This is a genomic window from Parabacteroides sp. B2-S-102 (genome assembly GCF_023656665.1).
Classification (GTDB): domain Bacteria; phylum Bacteroidota; class Bacteroidia; order Bacteroidales; family Tannerellaceae; genus Parabacteroides; species Parabacteroides distasonis.
Genome location: NZ_JAMOKM010000005.1, coordinates 199,348 through 222,368 on the forward strand (window position 1 = coordinate 199,348; position 23,021 = coordinate 222,368).

The 23,021-nt window shown below is 37.4% G+C and carries 21 protein-coding genes; all 21 read right to left on the bottom strand.

The window, feature by feature from the left end; all coding sequences use genetic code 11:
- The 21 genes from NBH07_RS09165 to NBH07_RS09265 all read right to left on the bottom strand — a co-directional run bounded on the left by NBH07_RS09165 (position 1) and on the right by NBH07_RS09265 (position 22,874).
- Positions 1–264, bottom strand: a complete 264-nt coding sequence (locus NBH07_RS09165; RefSeq protein ID WP_005860508.1) for a hypothetical protein — start codon at positions 262–264, stop codon at positions 1–3.
- A gap of 52 nt (positions 265–316) precedes the next feature.
- Positions 317–1,630 (bottom strand): radical SAM/SPASM domain-containing protein, encoded by a 1,314-nt coding sequence (locus NBH07_RS09170; RefSeq protein ID WP_156682740.1) that lies wholly within the window; start codon positions 1,628–1,630, stop codon positions 317–319.
- A 29-nt stretch (positions 1,631–1,659) separates the two neighbouring features.
- Positions 1,660–3,855: a peptidase domain-containing ABC transporter gene (locus tag NBH07_RS09175; protein ID WP_156682741.1), complete on the bottom strand. Its 2,196-nt coding sequence runs from the start codon at positions 3,853–3,855 to the stop codon at positions 1,660–1,662.
- Positions 3,856–3,891: 36 nt separating this feature from the next.
- Positions 3,892–5,037: a 6-bladed beta-propeller gene (locus NBH07_RS09180; RefSeq protein WP_005863850.1), complete on the bottom strand. Its 1,146-nt coding sequence runs from the start codon at positions 5,035–5,037 to the stop codon at positions 3,892–3,894.
- A gap of 1 nt (position 5,038) precedes the next feature.
- Positions 5,039–6,232, bottom strand: coding sequence for a 6-bladed beta-propeller (locus NBH07_RS09185; protein ID WP_011967064.1), 1,194 nt, complete (start codon positions 6,230–6,232; stop codon positions 5,039–5,041).
- Positions 6,233–6,466: 234 nt separating this feature from the next.
- The gene (locus tag NBH07_RS09190; RefSeq protein ID WP_008778897.1) at positions 6,467–6,778 is read right to left on the bottom strand and encodes a glycosyltransferase; all 312 of its coding nucleotides are present in this window, start codon (positions 6,776–6,778) and stop codon (positions 6,467–6,469) included.
- Positions 6,775–6,930, bottom strand: coding sequence for a glycosyltransferase (locus NBH07_RS09195; protein ID WP_080504979.1), 156 nt, complete (start codon positions 6,928–6,930; stop codon positions 6,775–6,777). Before NBH07_RS09195 ends, NBH07_RS09190 begins: the two co-directional genes overlap by 4 nt.
- A gap of 52 nt (positions 6,931–6,982) precedes the next feature.
- Positions 6,983–8,152: a 6-bladed beta-propeller gene (locus NBH07_RS09200; protein ID WP_008778896.1), complete on the bottom strand. Its 1,170-nt coding sequence runs from the start codon at positions 8,150–8,152 to the stop codon at positions 6,983–6,985.
- Between the two features lie 128 nt (positions 8,153–8,280).
- On the bottom strand, positions 8,281–9,660 hold the full coding sequence (locus NBH07_RS09205; protein ID WP_009016499.1) for a glycosyltransferase: 1,380 nt from the start codon (positions 9,658–9,660) through the stop codon (positions 8,281–8,283).
- 22 nt (positions 9,661–9,682) lie between these two features.
- Positions 9,683–10,930 carry a TIGR04157 family glycosyltransferase gene (locus NBH07_RS09210; protein WP_005860521.1) on the bottom strand — a complete coding sequence of 416 codons (1,248 nt, stop codon included), beginning with the start codon at positions 10,928–10,930 and terminating at the stop codon, positions 9,683–9,685.
- A gap of 38 nt (positions 10,931–10,968) precedes the next feature.
- A complete protein-coding gene (locus NBH07_RS09215) occupies positions 10,969–11,628 on the bottom strand; it encodes a lanthionine synthetase LanC family protein (protein ID WP_005860523.1) in 660 nt (219 codons plus the stop codon).
- 18 nt (positions 11,629–11,646) lie between these two features.
- Positions 11,647–12,822: a DUF4934 domain-containing protein gene (locus NBH07_RS09220; RefSeq protein ID WP_005860525.1), complete on the bottom strand. Its 1,176-nt coding sequence runs from the start codon at positions 12,820–12,822 to the stop codon at positions 11,647–11,649.
- A gap of 19 nt (positions 12,823–12,841) precedes the next feature.
- Positions 12,842–14,011 (bottom strand): TIGR04150 pseudo-rSAM protein, encoded by a 1,170-nt coding sequence (locus NBH07_RS09225; protein WP_009016498.1) that lies wholly within the window; start codon positions 14,009–14,011, stop codon positions 12,842–12,844.
- Positions 14,011–14,985, bottom strand: a complete 975-nt coding sequence (locus NBH07_RS09230) for a radical SAM peptide maturase (protein WP_239138954.1) — start codon at positions 14,983–14,985, stop codon at positions 14,011–14,013. Before NBH07_RS09230 ends, NBH07_RS09225 begins: the two co-directional genes overlap by 1 nt.
- Entirely contained in the window at positions 14,870–15,448 is a 579-nt protein-coding gene (locus NBH07_RS22600; RefSeq protein WP_232284049.1) for a hypothetical protein, read from the bottom strand. Before NBH07_RS22600 ends, NBH07_RS09230 begins: the two co-directional genes overlap by 116 nt.
- Positions 15,449–15,587: 139 nt before the next feature.
- A complete protein-coding gene (locus NBH07_RS09240) occupies positions 15,588–15,755 on the bottom strand; it encodes a TIGR04149 family rSAM-modified RiPP (RefSeq protein ID WP_005860533.1) in 168 nt (55 codons plus the stop codon).
- Between the two features lie 123 nt (positions 15,756–15,878).
- The gene (locus NBH07_RS09245; RefSeq protein WP_005860535.1) at positions 15,879–16,832 is read right to left on the bottom strand and encodes a helix-turn-helix transcriptional regulator; all 954 of its coding nucleotides are present in this window, start codon (positions 16,830–16,832) and stop codon (positions 15,879–15,881) included.
- A gap of 29 nt (positions 16,833–16,861) precedes the next feature.
- Positions 16,862–18,496, bottom strand: a complete 1,635-nt coding sequence (locus tag NBH07_RS09250) for a glycosyltransferase family 32 protein (protein ID WP_005860537.1) — start codon at positions 18,494–18,496, stop codon at positions 16,862–16,864.
- A 199-nt stretch (positions 18,497–18,695) separates the two neighbouring features.
- Positions 18,696–19,061 carry a DUF3244 domain-containing protein gene (locus NBH07_RS09255; RefSeq protein WP_005860539.1) on the bottom strand — a complete coding sequence of 122 codons (366 nt, stop codon included), beginning with the start codon at positions 19,059–19,061 and terminating at the stop codon, positions 18,696–18,698.
- Between the two features lie 117 nt (positions 19,062–19,178).
- Complete coding sequence (locus NBH07_RS09260; protein ID WP_005860541.1) at positions 19,179–20,945, bottom strand: tetratricopeptide repeat protein; 1,767 nt, start codon at positions 20,943–20,945, stop codon at positions 19,179–19,181.
- Between the two features lie 360 nt (positions 20,946–21,305).
- Positions 21,306–22,874, bottom strand: a complete 1,569-nt coding sequence (locus NBH07_RS09265) for a PD-(D/E)XK nuclease domain-containing ATP-binding protein (protein WP_005860543.1) — start codon at positions 22,872–22,874, stop codon at positions 21,306–21,308.
- Between the last annotated feature and the right edge of the window lie 147 nt (positions 22,875–23,021).

Here is a 23,021-nt window from a genome sequence, read left to right on the forward strand (position 1 = left end):
TTATATATTCATTAGTACCGGCAAATCAGGTAAGCGACGTTCAGGGCACACTTCTATGTTGGGAGAACAAGTTCCATAGTTTCTAGGGCAATTAGTACCATCTCGAAAATTTCCACATGGATCAGAAATGCCAAAAGCCGCATTACATGAGTATCCTGTTGCTCCACAATTTGTATTACGCTCGTTACAAGGCCGTCCTCCTATAAGTTTAGCCATTGTAAATTCATTTAGACGGCTTTTTTCAATCACTTTAAAATTTTTCATAACGCAATGATATTAAGTTTTTAAATAAATAGCCTTTTTATTATAATCTTATTCAGCTATTTTGTGACAAATGAATTTTTATAAATTCTTTGAGAGAACCCTTAAGGTATGTACATGTATCATAATGTTTATCTTTAAATATATTTTCTATCCGTTTATGGGGGCAACCTCCAAAACAAATAGGAAGATAAGGACATTTAGAACATGTTTTATCTTCCAGTGGATCTGCGGCATAGAGGTATCGGTTAAGAATTTTCTGATCTATGGATTGAATAGTTCCTTCTGAATCCAATTTTGCTATGGCATATTTTTGATCGCCTATAATTTCCCAACATTTATATAAGTATCCTTCTGGATCTATTGTAAATGTGTGTTTATTTCGAATAGAACATTCTGTAAAAGAGGAATCTGGATATCCACATAAATTGGTTACGATACCTCTGTCATAGTAGAGCTGTTGTATAAACTCAGATTTCTCTTGTCTATTGAAAAGTAAAGAACAAGAAGAACTTGATTTAGAAGAAGTAGATGTTATAAAAGCAGGATAAATTCCAATCAATGGGTTGCTCTTATATCGTTGTAATATGAAAGAATATAAAGTTATAAATTCAGAAGAATTCTCTTTATTCATATTTACTCGTATACTAATTCGTATTTCTGGGGCAGAAGATGCTAGCAAGTCTATATTCTTTATAGTTCTAGAAAAAGTATCGTTTTCATTTTTTGTGAATTTTATCTTGTTGTGAGTCTCTTTTAATCCATCTAGCGTAATTTGTATGTGTTGTAACTTCATCTCCTTAAAGAGTTTTATAATATCCGGTGATATCAAGAACCCATTAGAGATTATTGAGAAAGAATAATTTTTATCGGGAATCAGAATCATCTTACGATAAAGTGATTCTATTTGCTTAATGCCTAGAAGAGGTTCTCCTCCAAACCAAACTACGTGAATATTTTTAATGTTTTCATATTGTTCTATGAATTTAATAATTGAGCTTATGACCTTTTCTGTCATATAAATATTACGTTTGCAATTTTCAAAACAGTAAGAACACGAGTAATTGCAATCCATGGTTGGAGCTATCGTTAGATTTAAGATATTGATGGAGCGTCCTGCTAGGATAATACTTTTATACAGTAAGAACTCATCCCGATTATTTTCAGTGATCATATGGTTTTCTTTCAAAGTTTGATAAAGTTCATCACATCCCAAGTCTTTCTCTTGTAAAGGTGTATGTCTATTCTTGTTGACTAATAAAATCTTATATGTATCCTCTGCTATTTCGATCAAGGCATTAGACAATGTATTATATGCATAAAATTTACTGTCTATCTCAAATAGGAATGTGTACATTGATATTTTCATGGTATTTGCATATTTAGATTGTTAAGTGATTAATTCCCCAACTCCAACTGGTTCTTCACCAACTTATAATAAGTCCCCCGCAAGGCCGTGAGCTCCTGATGCGTCCCTTCCTCCACGACGCGTCCCTTGTCCAGCACCACGATCTTGTCCGCGTCACGTACCGTGCTTAGCCGATGCGCCACGACCACCACCGTCCGTCCTTTGTAGAAGGCGTGCAACTGCTCCATGATCTCCCGCTCGTTGTTGGCGTCCAAAGCGTTCGTGGCCTCGTCAAGGAAGATGAAGTCGGGATTCTTGTACACCGCCCGGGCGATCAGGATACGCTGTCTCTGCCCTTGGCTCACTCCGTTTCCCTCCATGCCGATCTTCGTATTATAGCCCAACGGGAGAGAATCGATGAAATCCCGGATATTCGCCACCGTCACGGCATGCAGCAGGCGTTCCTTGTCCACCACCTCTTCGCCGGGGGCGATGTTGTTGGCGATCGTATCCGAGAAGATAAAACCATCCTGCATAACCGAACCGGTCTTGCTACGCCATACGTGAGGATTCAAGTTCTTGAGGGAGGTATCGCCGATCTTCACATCCCCCTTGTTGGGGTTGTAAAAACCGAGCAGGAGTTTCACGATCGTCGTTTTTCCGCTCCCGCTGGCCCCCACGATGGCGGTCACCCTGTTATGGGGTATCGTCAGGTTGATATCCTCCAGCACGTAATCCCGGTCCGCGCCGTCATAGCTGAAGCTGAGGTTTTCCAGCCGTAGCGTCCTGTCATCGGGAAGAACATTCAGCCTTATCCCGCCTGCCTGTTCCTCGTCCTCCTTCCCGTGTATCTCGCCGAGCCGCTCCAGACTGATCTTCGCGTCCTGTAGGGATCGTGAGAAATCGATCAATTGCTCGATAGGCGAAGAGAGCTGCCCCACGATGTAGGTCACCGACATCATCATACCCAGCGTCATATCCCCTTGCACGACGGCCCGCGCCGCGATGAAGGAGATGAGTATGTTCGTGGTCTGGTTGAAAAAGACCGCCCCGAGTTGCTGATATTGTTGTAACGCCAACCCCTTGATCCCTATCTTGAAAAGTTTTACCTGTATCCGTTCCCATTTCCATCGCATCTTGGTCTCGCAATTATTGAGCTTGATCTCCTGCATTCCGGTGATGAGCTGGAATAGGTTGCTTTGCTCCCCGGCCGCTTGCGAGAAACGCTTTACGTCCAGCTCCCTCCTCCATCTCATGAAGGCGAGTACCCACGCCACGTATAAGCCGTTACCCGCCAAGAAGAGTCCCAGTATGGTCCAGTCATAGTAGGCGAGCACGAACCCGAACACGATGAAGTTGACAAAAGAGAAGAGCGTATTGATGGATGTCCCGGTCATGAAAGCCTCGACGCGGTCATGGTCTCCGATGCGCTGCATGATATCGCCCACCATCTTGGTATCGAAGAAATGCAGGGGCAGGCGCATCAGCTTGGCGAGGAAATCGGAGATCAAGGCGATATTGATCCTCGTGTTTACGTGCAGCAATATCCAGCTCCGTATGAAGTCCACGGATAGCTTGGCGATAAAGATCACCAATTGCGATATAAGGATCAAGGTTATGAAACCTAGGTTGTTGTCCCGTATACCGGTATCTACCAAGCTCTGCGTGAGGAAAGGCAGGATGAGTTGCAGTACGCTGGCTGTCACCATGCCCAGCACGAGCTGTGCCATCTCCCGCCTGTAGGGCGATATATATCGGAAAAAGAATCCGAGGTTACGTTTCCTGTCTCTCTCCTCGTCCTCCATCCCGTAGAACTCCGGCCCCGGTTCCAGCAAGAGCGCCGTCCCGGTATCCTGCCCGTCCACCTTGGTACTGACCCAGCACCGCTTGAACTCCTCCCTCGTATAGGTGATAAGTCCCGCCGCCGGGTCCGCTATGTAGAACTTCCCTTTCCTTATCTTGTAGCAAACCACGAAATGCCATTGGTTCCAGTGCAGTATGCAGGGTAGGGGACATTCCTTTTCCAATTCCTCCACCGTGATCCGCACGCCCTGTGTTCGGAACCCGATCGCTTCCGCCGCCTCGCTGATACCCAGCATGGAGACTCCTTCCCGTGTGATGAAGGCTTTCTCCCGTAAGTTCTGGATCGAGTACACACGACCATAGAACTTGGCGATCATACGGAGGCAGCTAGGACCACAGTCCATAGAATCCAATTGCTGATAATGTGGAAACGATCTTAGCATAAATTAAAACATTAGGATATAGACATGATTTAGTTCTTATTTCTTATACTTGATCAGCATTATGACGGGATTGGAATCCTCATTCAATTTCGTCGCGATTTCGTTTAGCCTACCTTTGAGCTTCCCTTCTTTATAAGCCTCAATCAGTTCAGGCGCATCAAAGGGATACCAGTTCGCGATATCTTGATTAATAGATGAAATCCAATAGATCGGTCTTTGATATAAAAAATCAGTATTATATATTTGATATTTGAATATAGAATCTTCCTGTTTGTCGTATACCAACCTACTCACCGGTATTTTTCTCGTTTTAATATCGAGTTTTTTTTCTACGGTTCTCATAAAATAATAACGGCTTGTCACCTCCTCTACAAAAAGAAATATTTCTGTATCCATGGAATATATAGAGGGTGTCCTCACGATAAAAGGTTTAATATGACCATTTGGCGAATAGGAATATAGGGTATCGGATGAGAGATTCATAAGTATCCAATTATCGGAAGTGGCGGTTGTAGCAAAAAAAGTAGGAATTACTTTTTGATCATTATCTCCGAATATAACCAGTGTTTTCTGTTCTTTAGAAGGAATTGTAATTTTCTGGATAATACTTCCGTCATACTTTGAGATAATCAAATGATAAGGCTGTTGGTCTGCCACCATTCCATAGCCTTTGTTATCATAAGTGATCAGATTATCCTTGTCATAATTAAAAACCTTAAGGTAGTCACTTTCGGGGTCTAGGAAATTAAAGCTTCTTTTAAAGTCCCCGTCTAAATCATATACTGATATTTTCCCTGTATGTGTAACAAATAGCTCATTGTTTTCCTCATCTAGTGTAATTCCTGCAATCCCCGGATATTCCTCGACACCTTGTCCTAAACGGTTTATTTTCCGTATAGCTTTTCCCGTTTTCCGGTCAAAAATGAATATGTTCCCGTCGTTTGTGTTGTTTTTTACTATTATAAATTTTTCGTCGACATCCATGACATTACCATGTGTGATAAATTCGTCAGTCGTTTCCAGCGCAATATATTCCACATCCATAATATCCTGAAGGATTAGCTCCTTTTCTGGGTAATCTTTGCTAACATTGATCGTGACAAGCTCGTCTGTCGATTGCTTATCTTTTCCACATCCCGCTAAGGCAAAGAGGAGGACTACTGAAATTAAATTTACTTTCATGCTAGTATTTATTTTTCTTATGTTTTATCAGCATAATCACCGGATTAGACTCTTCATCCAATGTAGTTGCGATCTCTTTCAGTTTGCCTTTCAATCGTCCTTTCCCGTAAGCCTCGGCAAGTTCGTGGGCTTGCAATGACTGTCCGATTACGAATTCCGGATCTAAAGGTCTCGACGTCATATCCACTTCTCTTTTGCTGGTATAATCACCATTGTATATTTTAGGTATGAATAAAGAATTTTCCAGTCTATCGTACATCAATCCGGAAATTGGAAACCCTCTCCCTGTTTCAAAATTAAATTCCGCTTTCAACAGGCTCATGAAATAATAACGGTCGGTAAAAACGGTTGGTATAAGAAATACTTCAGGAGGATCCATGGAGTGTATGGAGGGGGTTCTTACGATAAGGGGGATTGTCGTATTAGCATCCGGCAAATAGTGGTATATGGTATCGGATGATGTCTCCATAAGTACCCAATTGGTATGATCTGGAACTATTTGATACATGGCGGTTGGTACTGGAGCGGCCCAGTTCTCCCAGTTTTCCCCATCTCTTGCGACCGGGCTTTTAACTTCATCAAAAGGAATTGATATTTTCCGGGTGATACTTCCATCCTGCTTGGAAAAGATTAAATAATATGGAGGTATGGCGTTTGACGGGTTTTCCAGACTATTATCTGGTACATAAGAGATCAAATTATCCCGGTCGTAATTAAATGTATTTATATGAGATTCCGTACCTTCGGCTTTGAAACTCCTTTTAAAATTTCCGTATAGATCATATACAGAGATTTTACTTCCGGTATAGGCTATAACAAATATTTCCTTGTTTGCTTCATCCAGAACAACCTCCGTAATACCTACATATTCCTCGCCACCTTGCCCTTTCCTGTTTATCTTCTTCAAGGCTTTGCCGGTTTTTCTGTCAAAAACAAACAAATTCCCGTCGTTGGCCCAGTTGGTTATTAATATAACTTCTGCACCAATGGCCATTACTTTGCCTTGGGTAACAAACTCATCATTTGTTTCCAACGGGATGTATTCCACATCCATGAAATCCTGTAGTGTCAATTCCTTTTCAGGATAATTCTTTGTAACATCAACTGTGATGAGTTCATTTGTTGATTGTTTATCTTTTCCACATCCCGCTAACGCAAAGAGAAGGATCGCTGAAATTGTGATTATCCATTTCATTATTCTTACGATTTAAGGTTAAACACTTAGGGCGATACATTCGCTCAATCATGCCTAATTACAAAAATAGGTTATTTTTTCTCGATATCTCTTCTTTTTGCTCAAAACTTATAGCGGTGAATGGAATTCTATCCGTTATTTACATAATTTAGGCAAAGGCTTAGCAATGGATGTTGTTTCCTCTCGCTATCTTGCTATCTTGTGGGTCACTTATCAAAAGGTCGAATAGTTCGTTTATTTCCGGGTCGTTGATTCCCAGATCATCCTTTTCGGACTCCAGATGCCAGCTGACCCATGTTTGTCCTTCCAACTTATCCAGTCTTCGCTATCTAAAAAAGCGATATACTCACCTTGGGCAATCTCCAAACCTGGGTTACGGGCAGCGGACGCTCCCTCGTTCTCTTGATGAATCACCTTGATACGATCCTCTTTCTTAGCGTATTCGTCAGCGATCTTTCTGGATAAGTCGGTCGAGCCATCATCCACCAAGACAATCTCCAAGTGCAGATCGCCTTGGTACATCAAGGAATCTATGCATGTGGTCAAATATTTTTTGCTTCTTGGAAGGCCCTTGTATAATCACCGTTACCGGCTATCAGCAAACGACTATTAGGATGAGCTTCTAAGACCATATGGAACGCTTTGATCAAAGAACTCACACCCTTTATTTCGTCAATCCGATCGGCAAAAAAAATAATTGTTTCTCAATTTTTGTATTATAAGAGACAGCCTCCATTGGATTCATAACCATTAGGGATTGGTTTGTTTTTTGTGTTTTATTAACATGATTACCGGATTGGATTCTTCATCTAAACTTGCGGCAATTTCTTTTAATCGTCCCTTCAACTTCCCTTTTTCATAATCCTCAATGAGCTGGGAAGCCTCGATACTTTGCCAAGATGCGATTTTATCGTCTACAGGAAGTGATTTCATATTCACCGCTCTTTTCTCAGAATAATCGTTGTTATATACAATATATTCAAAAATAGCCTTTTCTTGTTTGTCATATAATAAGTCTGTAGTGGGAAATCCCTCATGTGTCTCGAAGTTATATTCTTTTTTAACCGTTTCCATAAAATAATAGCGGTTAGTAAGAATCCCTAGGAAGAGGAATACTTCCGGATTCATGGATTGTACGGATGGGGTCCTTGCTATAATCGGTATCATTTTATGGTCTGATTGGTACTTATATACTGTATCGGATGATTGTTCTACAAGTACCCAACAATCAAAATAGGGAATTATAGGATTATAGTTATCAGGGATCACGTTGTAATATATATCCTTTGCTTTATCAGAATAGTTTACAGCCATTGATATTTTTTCTTTAAATGGAATCTGGATTTGTTTGGTTGTTCCATCCTGTTTAGATATAATAGTAAAAGCAGGCTTGTCTGTTACCCAATAATTATTAGTTATTAAACTTGTTTGGTTGAAATTGTATAAATGAAAGAAATAGAGTTCATCACCTCGTTTAAGGCTTCTTTTAAAATTCCCATCTAAATCATATACTGATATTTTCCTTGAAAAATGATCGAGTACAAATATTTCATTTTGTTTTTCATCAAGCACAATTCTTTGGATGAACGTATATTCTTCTCCACCTTGCCCTTCTCTATTTATTTTTTTTAATCCTTTTCCCGTTTTTCTGTCATAGATAAAGATATCTCCATCTCTGATTCGGTTTCTGGCAAGAATAATATCCTTTCCGATTGCTAGGACAAGACCTTGGCAAATAAAATCGTCCTTTGTTTCCAAAGGAATATATTCGACATCCATAAAATCTTGAAGAATTAGTTCTTTTTTAGGGTAACTTACCGTAACATCAACAGTGATAAGCTCATTTGTCGATTGCTTATCTTTTCCACATCCCGCTAACGCAAAGAGGAGGATCGCTGGTATTGTGATTATCCATTTCATTATTCTTCCGATTTAAGGTTAAACACTTGGAGCGATACGTTCGCTCAATCATGCCTAGTTACAAAACTAGGTTATTTTTTCTCGTGATCTCTTCTTTTTGCTCAAAACTTATAGCGGTGAATGGAATTCTATCCATTATTTACATAATTTCGGCACAGTCTTAGCAATGGATGTTGTTCACCCTCGCTATCTTGTGGGTCACTTATCAAAAGGTCGAATAGTTCGCTTATTTCCGGATCGTTGATTCCCGGATCATCCTTTTCGGACTCCAGATGCCAGCTGACCCATGTTTGTCCTTCCAGCTTATCCTGATCATTCTCTAGCTCATAATGCAATGTGGGAAGGTGGAAAACGACTATAGTCGCCTGTTGGAAATATTTCCTGTCGGTGGTTATCACCCAATCAACGGGTACATCCTCTATTTTCAACTGTAGATCTTCCCCATTTATCGTGTTGAATACGAGCATCACTTTTTTACCAGCCTTTATTTGGCAATCTACGCCTGCTACCCAATCAGACACACGCCAATCCGTATATTCTTTCAGCCCGGCTTCTGCCTTGTAGTAATAATTTCTGCATCTTTGTATAGATTCCGGAATCATTTGCCCGCAATCCCTCCAAAATCGATCCAGATAATGTTTGTGTACTATGTATGAGGAATCTTTTATGTTGGGAAGTAGTGTGAATGCCTTAGAATAAAGCCTGAGGATGTTTACATACCACCAGCTTCTCAAGTCAACGCTCGTCTTAGAGGAAACAAATTGATCAGAGAATTTAATCAATCCCTCAGTAACTTGAAATAATGATTTCAGCCTTTGGGCTAGGCTTGTCGTATGCATGACCGATTCTTCGTTCTGGCGGTAATAATAAAACTCAATGTTGGTGATAACCATCCTCTCCGCTTGGCAAAGGACGATGGGACACCATAACTCATCCTCATGCATGATGCCTTCCTCAAAACGAGCCTGTATTTTATGCAGATATTTCCTATTGTATATGTATTTGAAGGGCATGGGCAAATAGAAACAAGTTTTGACTAATTCTATGAAACTTTCTTTACCGGAAAGCAATTCTTTTATAGATCCGTTGGAAATACATTTAAAAGGTTTATCCATACTTCCGTCTTGATGACATAGCCACATATTTCCCATCACGACATCGGCATGATGTTTCACCGCCTCATCATATAAAAGAGATAATGATTCATCTTTAATCCAGTCATCACTATCTAAAAAAGCGATGTACTCTTCCGTGGCAATATCCAAACCAACGTTGCGGGCTGCGGATGCTCCCCCGTTCTCTTGATGAATCACTTTGATACGCTCCTCTTTTTTAGCGTATTCATCAGCAATTTCCCCTGACAAATCAGTCGAGCCATCATTAACCAATATAATCTCCATACGAAGGCCACCTTGGTTCTTCAACGAGTCGATACAAACCGTCAAATATTTCTCCACGTTATATATCGGGATAATGATCGATATGTCGATTTGATTGAGCGTATCCATATAGTATCAGGTTCGTTGATTATTATTTACATTCTTGGAATAAGGATTTATAAAATGCGATCATGTTTTTCCCGAATACTTCCGAGGAATATTTCTCCAAATACCGTTTGCGACCGTTCTTCCCGAGTCGTTTCGCTTCTTTCGGGTTCTGTAATAGGTAGACGATCTTCTGCGCTAACAGGGAGGTGTCGATCTCTACACTATCAGGAGATACTATTAATGGTACTTTCAATCCGCAAGATTCGTCTACGACCTCGTTCAACCCGGATGTGGCGGTTGCGACGATGGGTAATTCATGCATCATCATTTCGACAGGTACATAACCAAAAGGCTCGAATAGGGAAGGTACGACACCGACATCAGCTAAACGGTATAACTCAAAAAGCGAGGTTTGATCAACGAAACCAGTGAAAGTTATTTTGGAGAAGATAGGATTGGCTTCGGAGAAAGAATTTTGATAATCGCCATCACCAACTATCCATAAACGGCAATTGGGGCTTTCTTGTAAAATTAATTGAAAGGCTCGAATCAAGAAATGAGTTCCCTTGATCTCTTCTAACCGTCCGACAAAAATAATCATTTGTTCTTCTGGGTACAAGTGCCATTTTTTTCGTAATCTCTTCTGGTCAACTTCTTCTTTTATCTTGTCGCTCATTCCGTTTGGAATAATTATTATACGATTTATATCTACTCCATAATCGTGATACAATAATTCTTGCATATAGTTTGACAGGCTGATCACTTGATCCATTCTTTCATAACATGTCCTTTCCTCCTCGAATGATTTTTGGATTAAATCTTCCAATTCATTTGTTTCTTTTTTTCGTAAGATAATTCGAAGTTTTTCTAAGTTATCATGAATAACTGAACTCCATTCAGAAAAATGAGTGACAGTAATCACTTTGCAATCAAATGCAATTTTTAGTTCTAATGCAAGTGATTTATCTCTGTATGAATTTAAATGAAAAACTAGATTTTTTTGGTCTTGAATATAATTTCTGAGTAGATAGACAATATTCCGAGAGTAAACTTTTCGTTGTTCTTGATCTAGAAGATTCCATTCTTTTGAGATCGGCTCTGGGAAATACCAGTATGAAACATCTTTCACTTCTTTTTTTTCGATTTGAAGTTGGTCACATAATATGTGAACTACATGGATGTGGATACTATTACTTTTACTTCGCAAGGCGGTAATCAATTCACGAATATAGGTACCTACTCCGTATAAGCCACCTCGACTTTTGTTCGAGAAAATATATAGATTAATCATTTTTATGGTATGTTGATAGAATATACTTACAACTTATATTATAAAAGCTGTTGCCACGAAGTCTCAATTGCTCCAAGGGCAGTCAATCTATACATGCCCTCACCTGCATAACCACCAGATAACCCCATATTCTCCAATGTTAAACTAGGTTTAAGCTTCGGAAATATTCTGTTCGACTCTAATTCTCTAGTGTGTGCACGCAAAAAAAGATATATGTCTTGTTGTTCATTTGCTGATAGATCATTTCTATTATTTTTGATACTCTCTGTGATAAAAGATAAACATTCGTTGCTCATTTGGCTTTTGGCACGATGAAGCCAATACCATCCATATCCAATCAATCCTTCATCACGACTGTAATTAGGGAAAGGGTCGTGAATGACGGCTCGGTACATCCGCTTATCGAAATCCTCAAATAAATCTTCCTCAATCTCAATAAGATTATTGTAGGATAAATAGTTGATCCCTACCCCAATACCAGCTATGCCTTTCTCATAATCTGGACGATAATTTACATGGAGCTGTTCTTGGATTGCCATGATCAAATCCCATGCATATTCTTCGAATAATGTTTTTCCTGTATAACGAGCATAATGGAAGAAGAAAATAGCTATTCCTAACTTGCCATGTAGTAATCCTGGGCATTTTGTTAATGTCCCATTTAAAAGAAGCCAATCTGCAATTTTTGTTAGTTCCATAATAATTATTCTAGGCAGTTACTTCTTTTGTTTATATTTTGCAATCATAAGAACTGGATTGGATTCCTCATCTAAGCTGGCTGCAATCTCTTTTAATTTGCCTTTTAAATTCCCATTTTTATAGGCATCAACTAGATCAGGTGCTTCTAATGTTTTAACAAAGGCTATTTCTTTATTTATAAAGGCTATTCCTCCATAACCCAAACTTACAAATTCTTTATGCACATAATCAGCATTATAAAGAGAGTATTCATAGATAATATTTTCTTTCATATCATACATTAAATCTGTTCTTGGAAGTCCTACCCGACTTGAAAAATCATATACTTTTTTTACTGTCTGCATAAAATAGTAGCGATCAGTAAGAACTGATGGATATAGAAATATCTCGGTTCCCATTGATTGTATGGAAGGAGTTCTTGCTATAAAAGGGACAACTCTTTTATCAGTAAAAACCCGATATATCGTATCTGATGAGTGATCCATTAAAATCCATGAATCATGAAATGGAACAAATTCTTCATTTCGAGGTCTTGCAGATTTAGTCTGTTCCTTATTAATAATTAAACTGGTTTTTTTCTTGTCATATGGAATATGAATTTCTTTGATAAGTCTTCCGTCCTGTTTTGAGATAATATAAAATATGTTTTTGATTTCATCGGTAAATAAATTGTCTCCATCATTACAGATTAAATAGTCACTTCCTAAATTGAAAACCCGATCATAGGATGCCCCTTCTATATTTTTAAAACTTCGTTTAAAATTACCTTGTAGATCATATATATATACTTTTTTAGATCGATTATCAACTACAAATAATTCTTCATGTTCTTCATCTAGGGTAACTCGCAAAAGAAAGCTATATTCTTCGGAACCAGAACCTTGCCTATTTATTTTTCTAATACCTTTCCCTTTTCGGTCAAAAATGAATATATCACCATCTGAAGATAATTTCAGATTTCTGACAATAATCATATCCTTACTGATATCTTGCATATACCCCATAGTCGTAAACGTACGACTGGTGTCTAGCGGGATATAATCTATATCAAATATATCTTGGAGAGCAAATTCTTTTTGAGGGTAATCTTTTGTGACATCTATTGTGAGCAAATCTTTACTTTGTTGCATATTTACACAGCCTCCACTCAAAATAGAAAGGAGGACAGATAATGCTATAATTTTATTTTTCATTACTTTTTATATTTTAGAATTAAAGATTCTCACAATTTGGATTATGAATATTTACATGACAAAGGTTAGTTTGCCCAATCATTATTTCATAATCAGAAGGAGACGGACATAGCCATTGATAAATACATGCATTGCAAGGCTCTTGATTGCGTACTCGCAGCCAAGATTTTCCTTCTTCTATTTCTTTCTGTATTAACTCAAAAATACTATGAGTACATATGTTGACTAATGCTGGATAATTTATATTCGAATGCACATCTCCATTTGGCATTATGTTGATTTTCCCAAAGTCATTATTATTTATCATTTGTTTGATAAAAAAGTCTTTAATGGACATTGATGTAGATAATATATCGCTCTTTTTTAGAAAAACATTTTCTTTGAAAAAATCGATATTATACCCTGTGTATATTGGATTAAATTGATATTTGTCAATTTGATATTCTTCGATAATTTCCCAAGCTTTTAGATAATCATCTAAAGATGCTATATCAAAAATAAGTTCAAATAGATTATTCTGATCTTTTAACGATTGTGTAGTTATGATTAATTGTTTTATATCTATAGGAAAATGAATATGTATTTTGTATAAAAAAATATTTTTGCATACTGATGCTGGAATTGCAAAATTAATATAATTGCATATTATTTTTTTTGACGAATTATATTGATTCAAAAAATCAACAAGCTTGTCAAATTTAGCAATGTGTTTTAAATCCCCACTGATGCTATATGTTATATTATCTGGCATTGACTGCAAATAATCAATTAGCTTATCTTGATCTAAGATATGATCAAGATGAATGATTATTTCGTTTAAAAAATGCAATAAGTTGGCATTTTTTATAAAATTATACTTTTCGTTACGTTTATTGCAGAAATTAGTATGTGGTAATATTTGTATAGGTTTCCCTTTAGATAAAGATATATCTATAATATCTCCCATGTATTTTTCTCTTAAATTTGTAATAAAAGAATGTATATCATTTTGTCTATATTGCTCATTTTTCAATATGGTAACACCGCAATTTTCATCTTGAAGTAATTCTTCTAATAGATTAATTACTTTTTCATTATTAGAGATTATGGTTTCTTTGTCTAATGTGTTATACAATAACATATAGCCATTTGCAATGTTTATATGCACATAAGGCTCAATCATAAACCAATAGTCACTTGTTCTTTCCATTACTCTGTTATTAAATGATTAATTATTTGAAAGAATTCACTAGGACATTTTTCCAAATATGAAAAAATGCGATTTAGTTTATCTTCAAATGTTTTTTGATTCTGAAAGTCTGGACAAACAAATTCCTCTACACCTAGTTGATCCAGATTATCCAAACTTAATAAGCAAGTGGAGCAAGCTCTTCCTCCGTAGCAATATTGACAAACTTTTTTGCAGTGTACATAATAAGAATTGTACCTTTGTACAATTTCAGGAATGTTAATAAATACATGATCATTTACTTTGCCTAAAAAGTTTTTGTAGCTAACTTTTTCACAAGGTAACAAGTTATTGTGCGTGTTTAAGAATATTCTTGTTTGAAAGGGCAAACAAGTTCCCGTTGGGAAGGAATCTATCAAATCATACAATAAGTAGAGTGTGTTTGAAAGATACAAATTGAGAGAATAATGTTTCAAAAACTTTTTTGATTCATTAAATGGGATCAATCGATTACTTACTATGGGTAATACGTCAGATCCTTCCTTTTGGAATTCCTTCTCGCTTATTTTTCTGGAATGAAAAATATCATCAAAAATATTTTTTTTATTAAGATTTATATGATCTGAGCTTAATTGTGATATTCTTGGAATTTTACCATATCTATTATAAATAAACTCGTAAATTCCTTTTATGGAATTGCGATTATTTAGTACTGCATTAAAATTCACATATTTATCGAAATAACTAGGATGTTTTAGTTTTATCATATCGGTATTCATTAAAACATCATGAAATGAATTTTTGTTGTTGCTTGCATAGGTACGATAACTATGAGCTTTTTCGTTTCCATCAAAACTGATTAATAACTCTATATTATTTTCAACTATAAAGTCGATATATTTGTGTATTAAGGTGGCATTTGTTGTCATATTGAACATTAAGTCCAATTTTTTGTTTTTGTTTAAAAGTTTCGCTTCTTCTATTATTTGTTGTATAGCAGGAAAATTGACAAGTGGTTCTCCCCCCAAAAAAGCTAATTGTTAATTTGGTCTTTTTATGTTTTACATTGAAAATGTATCTTAGGAAATTTAAAGCGTATTTTATATTTATATTTTTGGATTCTTTTTTTGAGAAGTTGTATAAATCACCTAGTGAACAATATTTGCATTTTAAATTACAATAATCTGTTATTTCAAATACAATAACTTTCGTTTGAGTGATATTTTCCTTTATGCTATTTTCGCTAATATTAGCTTTAAATTCAAAAGGTTTTGCTTCTCCAAAAAAACCATGATTTACAAGATAAGAGTATTTTTTCAAATAATAAGCATCTATATTTATATCTGTCGACTTTTCATGAATTTTTTTTAATTCGGGATGTATTAACATAGATAGTATGCGTTGGGTATCATACAAATAGAAGTTGTTATTTTCAGTGGAATGTATTATTGATTTCATTATAGTAGATTAATTAAACAAAAAGTTCATTCTATGCATTACATTCAAAAAATATTCAAGGTCGGTAAAGACCTTGAATATGACAACTTGGAGTCTTTGTAATAAGATAATACTAGTCGTAGATGTTGATAGCAGTAGATTATGAATACTTATCAACAGTTGCATTCGATATGCTGGTATTTGGAGAGCAGCCATCAGGACAATCAGATCCACCTTTTAGGATTCTCATTTCACGTTTCTCCAACTCATTCTCACTAAGCTTATTCAGCTTTAATTTTCCAAGGATTTGCTTTTTGTCTTTTTCCATAACTATTCGTTATTAGATTGTTAATAATTTGTTCTTTACAGAAGTAATATTACAAATGTATAGTATTTAATGCGCAAAAACAATAGTCTATTTGGGCTTTTTTTGTTTTTTTTGCGCAGAAATTCACCTTCTTAGTAGTTTCTTTATGATCCAACTGCGAATTGTACTTTCTGCGATATCGACCATGGAAGCAATTGAGCGGATGCTTTTACCTTTATCTAATAATATTTGTATTTCACACATCAACTTTTTATTGATTTTTTTGGGGGAGCTATGTATTGTTTCATTTGGAAAATCGATCTTTTTTTCTTTGTATGGGTGTAGGAGGTTACAATGGTTTGCTCTTTCGATGGCTTCTTGTATAGAATGAACATTCAATTTAACGAATAGGGCCTTGATTTGATTTTGTATCGTATGTTTACTACGACATAAGGTTTCTGAAATCTCATTTGAATTTAGTCCTTGCCGGGAAAGATTTAATAAAATTCGTTCCCGCTCGTTTAGGAGACTCATTGTATGTGTGCTCCAAGAACCGACTGCAGGTTCATATTTTTCATAAGTTAGCGAGTTTTTGTAATGTAAGTAGAAGCCGTTTTTTTTATATGCTACACTTTCTACAGAACAGATTAAATAGCTTATTTTTTCATTCTTCCAAACAGGAATCATTCTTTGGTAGAGCACTTGTGATAGTGGATCTTTAGTATAAGAGTTCTTACGAATCAAGCGGACTGTACATGAAATATGATCTATCTCATTTCGCTTTTCATGTAATGCTTGTAGGTGTTGAGGGATAATTTCTAAAAAGTTGTTCCATAAAGATAGATCTTCAGGATGGATAATCAGAGGAAATAAATCAAAGTTAAGTTTCATAGCTTCCTTTACAGAATAACCACATAGTAATAAATCATCCGGTTTGATATAGATGAAACGTTTTTTTGATATATCTAGTACGTAAAAACTACCAGTAATAACCGCAGAAAACATTCTACAATATTGAATCAGAAGAGGTTCTTGTTCTTCTGAAATTTCAATTATATTATTTATATATTGGTAGATCGACTCTTCAATGGGGTTCATAACAACATCTATTTATCAGTTATTTTCTATTAGTTTAGCCAGCTGCCGAAAAAGTAATGTATGGCAAATGACTTCTCTATCTTACTCTCTACATTCTTGGTTGTTTCATTGTTTATGATTGTTTTTATATCTGTATAGGTTAGAGGTGCTATTAGTTCTGCTGGAATTAATGTCACACGCTTTTGATAATTGCTGTTTTTGTATACTTGAGTGGTCATGCAGGGGCCTGTTGTATTAAGAATCAACTCGCAAAGATCAGAGTACATGTTGCTATTTTTCTCAGTACAAAATACAGTATCGATCAGCTCTTTGAAATAAGGATGCTCCGGAACTGTCGCCATAAAAGCATTTCCAACAATGTAAGGCACATGGATACGGAAAGCGTGAGCTTCCGGTTCCAATCCCATGGCACATTCTGTATTACATAATATAGGAGTGATATTTTCCGTACATTCATAATCCATGTCTACATATAGACCACCAAACTTATAAAGTATTAAATACCGGATTGCGTCCCAACGTTGTACATTATGTGGAAAAGCATTATAGGCCGGAATAAATTCCGGATAATAGGTTTTCAAAAATGTCTCTATATCATTTTTATTCCAAAACCGATACTCCCAATCGGGATTTAGCTCTTTCCATGATTGGGAAATCTCGACTAAAGAAGGAGGTGGTCCCGCTAAATCCTCATAGATCTGATGAATGATCTGTGGAATTTTAGGATGTATATGATTATTTCGGATTGCGGTGACAAAGTGCTCTTTTAAGTAAAAGTATTCTTTAGGCATATACAGTTCCTCGAAAGATGTATTATATTCTTTGGTTTGTGAATATAAATCGGCTTCTATGTCCGGACAGATGAAAGATGGATGAACAATATGGTCGATTTCCTCGTTTTTGATGTTTGTAAAAGGATGATTCTTTATGGCATGGGGCGTTTTGTCATTATATGCGATCTTTGTTATTAAATTTTTGTTTGGAATGATCGATAATCTATTATTGATAAGGTTTGTGTAAGCATATTTGGCCTCCCAAAAACCTTCATTGTCATGATTCGCCATATTGAAGAGTCTGTTCCAACGATATTGGAATGGAGCGTGAGAGGGTAAATTTGATAAGTAATCTAATTGTTTAAAAAGGTCGTACTTGTTTTCGTGAAGGCAGTGCTCTTGCCAAACTCTTCTCCAACCAGCCCATCCGGATACGTGGGTTAGGTTTGAATAATAGAAAGTACCGTCTCCCCTGTTTTTCCCGAATTGGTAATTGCTTCCGGATATGTGTCCGATGCGTTCATCGTGTCTGAACTTTTCCAGCAATGTCGTACAAAAACCAAAGAATGAAATGGAAGGTACACAATCATCTTCTAGAATGACTCCTTCTGGCTCTTGCTCGAAGAACCAAGAAATCGAATCAAAACAGTGTTTGTCGTATCCTTGATTTTTTTCCTGATATAGTTTAAATACTTGGCATTCCCAGTCAATGTGGGAAACAATGAACGTTGTTTCCTTACTTATTTTACGCTGTGTGTCATTAGTTGATCCATCTACTGCGATATATAGTCTTCTCGGTTTCACCACTTTGATGCGATCAAATACTTGCTTTATATTTGATCGATTAAAAGCTATAAGGAGAATCGCTATTTTGGGGTCGTAGATTATCATAATATGTATTAGTTCTTGATTAATGACAAACTTAGTATTTTTGTTAGGTTACGCTTAGAATTCCTAATAACATAGTTCAATGCAAGCATTCAGGAAAAACGTATCATTGGGGGCACTGTACAGTGATTATCACAATAGTGATGGATCAACTATATAATACTGTTTAATCCTGAAGCTTGCATATGATAAAGAATAATACCTAATTATTTTGTATGATGAATTCTCCCATAAGCCAACCTAACTGATGCTCTAACTTTACGTAAAATCGTCCTGTACTCTCATTGTTTAAAATGATAGTTATACATTCTCCTGTTTCACCAGAGATGTTGTCTTCCATTATTACAGTACCTTGTTCGTCGGTTATAGTGATGGTTAGGTTTTCAAGCGCATTCATAAAATCCACACTCAAAATGTTCCCTTGTATGGATAATGAAGGTGGAAGAGGATTAATTGAGCGATAATATTTATCCCCCCATTTCCCTCGTGTCTCAACCGGATCTCCATAGACCAACTGCACAGAAAGAAGAGCTATAAGCCCTAATAAAATAGCAAATCTTTTTCTCATGGTATTAAATTTTCTTGTAGGCAAATGTAAGACTTTAAGGATGAACTTGTTTTTATAAAACTGCACATTTTGTAATAAAAATTTGTGCAGTTTTGTAAAAAAATAAATGTGAAAGTGTTATATATCAAGTATATATCTATCAAACTCCTTAGCCGGAACATCTTTGTTGAATGCTTTTTTATATAATCGCTTTCGTAGCATCGTAATATTTGTATCGCTACAACATAACAATCGAGCAATAACTGTTGGCTTTACTTGTATCTTTAGTAGATAACATAAACGTTTCTCTGAGATGGTTGATCCGGGTAATGTTTTACTTAATGTAGAAGCAAGCGTAGGATAAATGAGATCGATTTTATCGAGAAGAGCTTGCCAGTCTTCCGGGGCCGGTGTCCAATTTTTCTTATCATGGAATTGTGCATATAATGATGAATTTTTAAAAGCTATCTCTTCCGCACGGTTTTCTTGAATATGCTTTTTATGTTTGAGTGATTGTATCTCATTCTCCAAGTGCGTGCGCATAGTATTCAAACTCTCTATTTTCAAGTTTTGATCTTGTAAATGTTCTTTCAAAGAATGTAAAGTTTGCTCATTCAAGGCTATTTGTTCTTCATAGTCGTGAATCTGGTTTTCATAGATGGACAATCGTTCTTTGTTTTGGATATCTTTTTCTTGTTGTCGAAGAATTAGCTGACTTTTTTCTTGTTTGTGTTTAAAATAAGCATAAGTTGATAGCGAAATTACTAAAAAACAGACTATCATAACGATTATGATCCTCAAATTAGATACCGCATTCTTGGCTTGTTCTTTTGTTAGTTTTAGTTCTGTCTCTTGATGATCATAAAGTGCTTGATATTTCCGGATAGATTCCATTTCTCCTTGTGCATGAAGAGAATCATGCATACTTGTATATTTCTGATCTAACAGGACGTATTGCTTCCAGTCATTTTGCTTATAGGCTATTTTTTTGAGGGTGGCATATGCGGAAATACGTGTGTCTAGCCTTGTCGTTTGTTCTTTGCAAATATTCAAATAGAATAAAGCGGAATCTAATTTATTTACTTGATTGTAATAGTCTCCTAATGTCGCATGAAAGGAAAAATCGATATTGTCAGAAAAATTATTCGCTTGCATTCTATCCAAAAATGATTTCATTTTCATTAAATACTGATTCGCTAGCGAATAATCTTTCTTTTCTATATATAAATTTCCTAACTCCGAATAAATAGACCATTCATCGAAAGATCGTATTAGGGCAATTGCGTCTAAGTAGCAAGCGATTGCGCTATCAGGAAGTGCTAGCATTTGATAAACACGGCCTAGATCACGTGAAGCGTAAGCTTGACCGATAGAATCGTTAATCGCACGAAAATTTGAGACAGCTTTTTTCTGGAAAGATAACGCTTTTTCGTAGACATCTTGAAAAGTGTAGAGTATTCCAATATAGTTATTTACTCTTCCCAGTAAAGCGTGATCTTTTATCGATTCTTCATCCCGTAAGGCTTTTAGATAACACTCTTGGGCCTTTAGTGGATGGTTCTGATCTTGGCTGATTCTTCCCCTATAATACCAAGCTTTCGCTTTTCGTTCCAGATCGTCTGTTTCCTCATAATAATCCGTTGCGATCGTGATCAGCGAGTCGGTTTCATGCTTAACAAAAGTTTTGTCTTGCGCTTCCGTCAGCAATAAATAATAATGTGCCTTATCTTTTCGGGATAGGTTTTCTTTGTTCTCTATTTGCTCAAGGAGCATTAAGGCGCTATCCGGATGTTGGGGCATAAGGTTCTCTATTTTTCGGAAGTCTATGGTTTGATGGCCCATTCCGTCGCAAGAGATCCATATAATAGGTATTAGAATTAACAGGAAAACAATGTTTTTCTTCATCTGCGTATTATTTGTTGGCGATAAAGATAATACAAAAAGGCGAGGATATTCCGGCTGGAAAGTCCGACTTTTTTGAACGGTTTTTATTTATGTTGTAAATGCATTGAATAACAGATTGTTACGCTAGGTGTAAACTGTCTGTTTATGGCTTGTCAAATGAATAACTTACGGTTTGTCAAGTGAATAACTTACGAGTAGGGGTAGCCGTAAGCTTACGAGTTGGGAAATGATTAGTTATTCACTTGAGGAGCCTTTTGGGGGAGAAATATACTTCGATGCCACTTGAAGTATATCTTCTCCGGGCATAGGATATATACTGTATCGGCAAAGTAAGTATATCTGGATAAAAACATGACTTTTTCACCCAACCAGCCACTTCTCGATATTGCGGGTCTCGGAAGAGAAGTTCACGCCGATCTTGAAGACTTCCCGGTCGTCTCCGGCGAAGGGTAGGGCGTAGCCTTTCTCCTCGATCTGCCGCAGGGCCTCCTCGGCGGTTCCGTTGAGCTTGAACTCCATGATATATACATAGCGATCGGTTTGCAAGACGAGGTCTATACGCCCGTTCGAGGTATGGTACTCCACTTGCGTGTACAGGCCGACCAGCTTGAAGACGATGAAGAGGACGTTCCGGTAATGCAGCTCCGTGTCTCGTTCCGGCTTTTGCCCGGCGATCACCTCGTAGGGTGTGTCGGCGAAGAAGCTTTGGAGGCGGTGGAAGAAGGCGTCGTAATTGCCAGACCGTATCTCCCGAACGAACTGTCCGATCTCGAAGGGGGTCTTAGAGGCTTGTATGCTCGTATAGAAAGGAAGTAGGTATTTGACGAAACCTTCTTCCACCTCCTTGTTCGGGAAACCCAGTCGATAAATGCCAAACTCAGGATCATAGCCCTTGATGGTAAGATACCCGCTTTGGTAGATGACGGGTATGGGATTGTTCGAGGCGGAGTCGATGCTGTTGAGCACGTCGGCGTCGGTTTCCGTGTTGGCCATCTCGTAGAGGTCGTAATGGGTGTGCTTGAGCAGCTCCACGAGGTAGGAGGGTGTTCCGGTCTCGAACCAGTAGTCTCCGAATTCCATCTTAGCGAAGGTATTCAATAGGCTGAATGGATTGTATATACCCTCGGACTTGGCGGTGAAATGGTATCCGTCATAGCGTTGCTTGAGTTTTAGGCAGGTTTCCTCGTAGGTCGTCATTTGGGTATCAGCCAGTTCCTTCACTTCGTCTTCCAGATAGGCATGTATCTCTTTCTCTGTGATGCCGCATATCTCGACGTACCGATTATCCATCGACAGGTCCATGAGGTTGTTGAGGTCGCTGAACACGCTTATCTTGCCGAACTTGGTCACACCTGTGAGCAGGGCGAAACGGATGGCCCTATCCATGGTCTTCAATACGCCGTAGAAGGGTTTGAGCATGTTCCGGAGCCGGTTTTGCATCTCCTCGTCGTGCAAGTTCTGTAGCAAGGGCTTGTCGTACTCGTCTATCAGGATCACGGCCCTTTGTCCGGTTTTGCGGTAGGCCCGGTCGATGATTCCGGCGAAACGGAGGGGCAGGGTCACTTCCGAGGGACGTGTCCCATATTCGTCTTCGTACCGGGACAGGATGTCGTTTAATATCTTGTATAAGCTATCCGGAGAGTCGTATTGGGAGATATTCAGGTCAAAATGGAGGATCGGGTATTCTTTCCAGTCCTTTTCCAGTTTCTCCATGGCCAGTCCTTCGAACAACTCCTTTTTCCCTTGGAAGTAGGCCTCCAGCGTGGACAGCAACAGGCTTTTCCCGAAGCGCCGGGGGCGGCTGAGGAAGTAATACTGTCCGGTAGTAACCAATTGATAGACCAAGGCTGTCTTGTCAATATAGAGATAGCCGTCCTTGCGAATTTTCTCGAAGTTCTGTATGCCGATGGGATAAATTGTCTGGTTCATATCGTCCTATATTTTATGCGACTTATAAGCAAAGTTACATAAAATATAGGAGAGGAACCGTATCTTTAGAAGTAAATTTTCAACAATAATATCTTACTATGAAGTCTATTTATAATTCGCTGATAATAAGATAGATAAATATGCTTG

Bases quoted from the DNA above. Each gene is read 5' to 3' on its own strand.
- NBH07_RS09165 (WP_005860508.1), bottom strand. From the start codon at position 264: ATGAAAAATTTTAAAGTGATTGAAAAAAGCCGTCTAAATGAATTTACA.
- NBH07_RS09170 (WP_156682740.1), bottom strand. From the start codon at position 1,630: ATGAAAATATCAATGTACACATTCCTATTTGAGATAGACAGTAAATTT.
- NBH07_RS09175 (WP_156682741.1), bottom strand. From the start codon at position 3,855: ATGCTAAGATCGTTTCCACATTATCAGCAATTGGATTCTATGGACTGT.
- NBH07_RS09180 (WP_005863850.1), bottom strand. From the start codon at position 5,037: ATGAAAGTAAATTTAATTTCAGTAGTCCTCCTCTTTGCCTTAGCGGGA.
- NBH07_RS09185 (WP_011967064.1), bottom strand. From the start codon at position 6,232: ATGAAATGGATAATCACAATTTCAGCGATCCTTCTCTTTGCGTTAGCG.
- NBH07_RS09200 (WP_008778896.1), bottom strand. From the start codon at position 8,152: ATGAAATGGATAATCACAATACCAGCGATCCTCCTCTTTGCGTTAGCG.
- NBH07_RS09205 (WP_009016499.1), bottom strand. From the start codon at position 9,660: ATGGATACGCTCAATCAAATCGACATATCGATCATTATCCCGATATAT.
- NBH07_RS09210 (WP_005860521.1), bottom strand. From the start codon at position 10,930: ATGATTAATCTATATATTTTCTCGAACAAAAGTCGAGGTGGCTTATAC.
- NBH07_RS09215 (WP_005860523.1), bottom strand. From the start codon at position 11,628: ATGGAACTAACAAAAATTGCAGATTGGCTTCTTTTAAATGGGACATTA.
- NBH07_RS09220 (WP_005860525.1), bottom strand. From the start codon at position 12,822: ATGAAAAATAAAATTATAGCATTATCTGTCCTCCTTTCTATTTTGAGT.
- NBH07_RS09225 (WP_009016498.1), bottom strand. From the start codon at position 14,011: ATGGAAAGAACAAGTGACTATTGGTTTATGATTGAGCCTTATGTGCAT.
- NBH07_RS22600 (WP_232284049.1), bottom strand. From the start codon at position 15,448: ATGAAATCAATAATACATTCCACTGAAAATAACAACTTCTATTTGTAT.
- NBH07_RS09240 (WP_005860533.1), bottom strand. From the start codon at position 15,755: ATGGAAAAAGACAAAAAGCAAATCCTTGGAAAATTAAAGCTGAATAAG.
- NBH07_RS09245 (WP_005860535.1), bottom strand. From the start codon at position 16,832: ATGAACCCCATTGAAGAGTCGATCTACCAATATATAAATAATATAATT.
- NBH07_RS09250 (WP_005860537.1), bottom strand. From the start codon at position 18,496: ATGATAATCTACGACCCCAAAATAGCGATTCTCCTTATAGCTTTTAAT.
- NBH07_RS09255 (WP_005860539.1), bottom strand. From the start codon at position 19,061: ATGAGAAAAAGATTTGCTATTTTATTAGGGCTTATAGCTCTTCTTTCT.
- NBH07_RS09260 (WP_005860541.1), bottom strand. From the start codon at position 20,945: ATGAAGAAAAACATTGTTTTCCTGTTAATTCTAATACCTATTATATGG.
- NBH07_RS09265 (WP_005860543.1), bottom strand. From the start codon at position 22,874: ATGAACCAGACAATTTATCCCATCGGCATACAGAACTTCGAGAAAATT.